Annotated in this window: 4 protein-coding genes; 2 read left to right on the top strand and 2 right to left on the bottom strand. The window is 60.1% G+C overall.

What is annotated here, in order from left to right:
* Window positions 1-751, bottom strand: a 751-nt coding sequence (locus tag WBF74_RS02490; protein ID WP_424434671.1) for a SurA N-terminal domain-containing protein, incomplete at its 3' end; no start/stop codon positions are given.
* A 195-nt stretch (window positions 752-946) separates the two neighbouring features.
* Window positions 947-1,288, bottom strand: a complete 342-nt coding sequence (locus WBF74_RS02485; RefSeq protein ID WP_424434668.1) for a hypothetical protein — start codon at window positions 1,286-1,288, stop codon at window positions 947-949.
* Between the two features lie 644 nt (window positions 1,289-1,932).
* On the opposite strand from WBF74_RS02485, the gene tpiA reads away from it, so the two are divergent.
* Together tpiA and WBF74_RS02475 are read left to right on the top strand one after the other, a co-directional pair.
* Window positions 1,933-2,691, top strand: a complete 759-nt coding sequence (gene tpiA, locus WBF74_RS02480) for a triose-phosphate isomerase (protein ID WP_424434665.1) — start codon at window positions 1,933-1,935, stop codon at window positions 2,689-2,691.
* 17 nt (window positions 2,692-2,708) lie between these two features.
* Window positions 2,709-4,328, top strand: a complete 1,620-nt coding sequence (locus tag WBF74_RS02475) for a helicase HerA-like domain-containing protein (RefSeq protein ID WP_424434662.1) — start codon at window positions 2,709-2,711, stop codon at window positions 4,326-4,328.
* The last annotated feature ends 155 nt before the right edge of the window (window positions 4,329-4,483 follow it).

The following is a 4,483-nucleotide window of genomic DNA, read 5'->3' as shown; positions in this document are numbered from 1 at the left end:
GCTCATCGGAAATGGAGATCGTGTCGAAGAGGTCAGACGGCTCAATCTCCATCACTGAGAAATCGCGCGTCTCCGGCATGGTGAAGGCGGAGGCACCATCCTCATAGAGCGAGGAGATGGCTTCTTCTTCCGGCTCGCCCACATCCCCGACCAGCGACGGCGGAAGGATGATGTAGCCCGCAGTCCGCGTCTCGTTCTGGTATTGCAGGATGGAACTGACGAGCGAAGAGGGGGTCGGGATACCCGCTGTGACCGCATTGTTGAGCTGATCGCGGGTCATTGCCTTGCGGCGCTGTTCAACAAAGGCGGCCTCGGTGATGCCGTTCTGAAGGAGAAGCTGGCGGAACAGGTCACGGTCGAAACGGCCGAAAGGTCCCTGCAGGGCGGGATCTGTCACGATGGCAAGGCCGACAGCTTCATCGCCGAAAGTAAGGCCCAGTTCGCTTGTCGCGCCATCAAGCGCGGCAACGGCGATGAGGCGGGAAAGCGTCATGCGGTCCACACCAAAGCGGATTGCCTGTTCGCGTGTCAGCGGCTGGCCGAGCCGTTCGGAGAAGCGGGTGACCTCCATCCGGAACTCGCGGTCGAAAGTGGCGGAATCAATCTCCTCGTCCCCCACCTCGGCAACCGTGTTGCTGCTGAAGCCGGTGAAGATGTCCGCAATGCCCCAGACCGCGAAGGCGATCACAAGAAAGCCGATAATCACGAATCCGACGATTCCGGAGGCTGTTTTCCGCAGACTGTCGAGCATGATCCGTCTTTCTCTTCGGCCGCTCTGTAAGGCGGCTCTGTCAGTTCCTGAAAATGCGGCCCCGGCCCAGTCAGGCCCCCCGCGAATGAGGGCGGCATGATAGGTGCGGGGGATTGGGGCCGCAAGCGGGTCAGCGGGGCGTTCGGCTTGATTTCCTTATGATTTTGCCACAGAAATCAGGCCGTGCCCCGCCTGTCAGATCATGGATGCGTGGATCGGGGGCAAACCGAGTTCCACATAGGCATGGATGACAGCCTCGGTCACCTCGACCACCGCCCACATCCCCACAAAAGCCGCCGCCGCCCAAAGGGCGAAGGCTGAACTCGGGCCGAGACAATGCGGATTTTCATCGCGCACCACCGCGATCACGAGCGTGAATAATGCCACTTCAAGCGCCGGCAGAAAGATGACAAGCATCTCCAGCACATCGACCGGCGGGCGGGCGGTGAAGGAAATGGTGAGAAAGATGGTGAAGGCGGCGAGAACGCCTGGCCCCCGCCCATGCAGTACCGTGCGCAGCAGAATATCCGTGGACATAATTCATCTCCGTTCTCTCTCCGCCGATGCGAAGAGAGTGAAAGTATTTCTTGAGTAATCACCGCCCGGGCGCGAGGTAAAAACCTGCCTTCGGCTTCCGGCGGTTTATGCGGAAGCCTGTCCCCGAAACGGGAAAGCTGTGATTTGACGCGGATCAGTGTGGCGGTGCGCGTATGTCAAGCGCGGGGCCGGTCACACGATTCAAGTATTCGATGATCATGGCAAACTCCGGTGTTACAGGTCTGGTGCTGTGACCGGAGTTCTGAAAACACAAGAGCCCCGATCTGGTGGATGGGGCTCTCGAATGTCGATTTTGCAGGCGTTTTCAGCGCATACGCAAGCGACCCGGCCCCGAAGGCGAGTATTCCCAACCGAAGGTCATAAAGACCGTATGCTGAAGGCGCGTTTTCATGACGCGCACCATACATGCGTGATGAATACTTGACAATTGAATAGATGTGCTCATCACTGATCTTTTCGCACTGTGTTAAATTTTCATCAGTGATCGAACATGACGCGCATGCAGCGTGTGTCACCGGATGAAGCGCCCTCTGCATCGCGCCCTATGCCCCTGCATGTTGGCGGGCGGGGGGGCATCTGCTAAAGCGATGCAAACCCCTCTTGTTGATGCGGAGACTGGAAAGATGGCTGTACGCGTGAGAGCGCTGGTAGCGGGCAACTGGAAGATGAACGGGCTGACCGGCTCGAAGAAGGAAGTAACGGCGCTCGCGCGTAAGCTGGCCGGAAAAAAGAAGCCGGCTTGCGATGTGCTGATCTGCCCGCCCGCCACGCTCGTCTCCACGCTGAAAGACACGGCGAAGGGCAGCAAGATCGCGATTGGCGGTCAGGATTGTCATGCAAAGGAAAGCGGCGCGCATACGGGCGACATCTCGGCCGAGATGCTGAAGGATGCAGGCGCCCGCTATGTGATCGTCGGCCACTCCGAGCGTCGGGCAGATCATGGGGAAACCGACGCCGCGATCCGCGCCAAGGCGGAAGCCGCGCATCGCGCCGGTCTTGTCGCCATTGTCTGTGTCGGCGAAACGGAAGCCGAGCGCGATCAGGGGGCAACACTGAAAGTCATTCGCGCGCAGCTTCGCGGCTCGCTCCCGAAGAATGCAACGGCCAAGACCACCGTTATTGCCTATGAGCCTGTCTGGGCCATCGGCACAGGCCGCACACCCACGCCGGAAGATGTGGCCAAGGTCCATGCGGCAATTCGCAAGGAACTTGAAAAGCGGTTCGGCACTGAGGGCGCAAAGATGCGCATCCTCTATGGCGGTTCCGTGAAACCCTCCAATGCGGCCGAACTGATGGCGGTGCCAAATGTGAATGGCGCGCTTGTTGGCGGAGCAAGCCTGAAAGCTGCCGATTTCTGGGGTATTATCTCCGCCTACCTTTGAGGGAGACGAGCGGGGCCATGGACACACCGGAAAGCATCTTTATCGGCGCGGGCGAACGGCCCCAGCATCTCCTTCTCAAATATGCGAATCGACACGGGCTAATCGCAGGCGCGACCGGCACCGGCAAGACGGTGACGCTGCAAATCCTGGCCGAGGGCTTTTCCCGGGCAGGGGTGCCGGTCTTCCTCTCGGACATCAAGGGCGACCTTGCCGGTCTTTCGCAGCCCGGTACGCCCAATCCGGGCTTTGATGAGCGCGCGGCGAAGATCGGTCTTGGCGTGATCGACTATCAGGCCGCGCCCGTCACTTTCTGGGATCTGTTTGGCGAACAGGGGCATCCTGTCCGCACCACTGTTTCGGAGATGGGGCCGCTGCTTCTGTCGCGCCTGCTCGATCTCTCCGAGGCGCAGGAAGGCGTGCTTTCCATCGTATTCGAGATTGCAGACCGCGAAGGCTTGCTCTTGCTCGACCTGAATGATCTGCAGGCGCTTCTCACCTTTGCGGCGGAGAATTCGAAAGAGATCAGCTCTACCTACGGCAATGTCACAAGCGCCTCCGTGGGCGCGATCCAGCGCAAGCTGCTGACGCTCCGCCAGCAGGGCGGTGAAAACTTCTTCGGCGAACCGGCGCTGGAATTGTCGGAGTTCATGCGCACCACATGGGACGGGCGCGGCTATGTGAACATTCTCGCCGCCGACAGGCTGATGGCGACACCGCAGCTTTACGCCACCTTCCTGCTCTGGCTGCTTTCGGAACTATTCGAGGAACTGCCGGAAGTGGGCGACCCGGAGAAGCCGAAACTCGTCTTCTTCTTCGATGAAGCCCATCTCCTTTTCAATGATGCGCCCAAGGCGCTTGTGGATCGCATTGAAAATGTGGTGCGGCTTATCCGCTCCAAGGGTGTCGGCATTTATTTTGTGACGCAGAACCCGATTGACCTGCCGGACCGGGTGCTCGGCCAGCTTGGCAATCGCGTGCAGCATGCGCTGCGCGCCTTCACGCCGCGCGACCAGCGGGCGGTGAAATCGGCGGCCGAGACATTCCGCGCCAACCCGGCTTTCACCGTGTCGGAAACCATCACGCAGCTCGGCGTGGGCGAGGCGCTTGTCTCGCCGCTGGAGGCAAAGGGCGTTCCGGGCATTGTAGAGCGCGCGCTGATCCGTCCGCCTGCCTCGCGCATGGGGCCGATCACGCCGGAAGAGCGGCGGGAGATCATCGCGAAAAGTCCGGTGGGCACGCGCTACGACACGGCGGTTGACCGGGAGTCGGCCTATGAAATTCTGAAGAAGCGAGGGGATGAAGCGGCGAGGGCGAGCGTCGAGGAACAGCAAAAGGCTGAGAAAACCCCCACGAAACGGGCGAGCACCCGGCAATCCGCCGGTGCGGCTTTCGGTACGAGCTTCCTGCGCTCCATTGCCTCCGCGCTCGGGCGGGCCATTGTGCCGTTGATTGTCGCCTTTATCGGCGCGAAGGCAGCGGGGCGTTCGGCCTCTGCCTCCACCTCTAAATCCACCTCCAGCCGCCGCCAGTCGGTTGGCGAGGCGTTCGGCAAAAGCGTCGCGCGCAGCATCGGAACTTCGGTAGGCAAGCAGATTTCGCGCGGTGTGCTTGGTTCTCTTTCAAAGGGAAACCAATAGCCGACAAGCATTTACGAGTATTTTTCAGGAATTCGGAAAGTCTCCTTGCTATTCTCTTTATATCGGCCTATATAAGGCTCATCGAATTTTCTGGTTCGGCTGCTCTCCACGCTCTGATCGAGCGCCGGACCTGTCTCTCCCGATCCCTACAAAGT

This window comes from Parvibaculum sp. (genome assembly GCF_049672805.1).
Classification (GTDB): Bacteria; Pseudomonadota; Alphaproteobacteria; order Parvibaculales; family Parvibaculaceae; genus Parvibaculum.
Note: the sequence above shows the minus strand (reverse complement) of the source record. Positions and strands in the feature narration are given on the sequence as shown.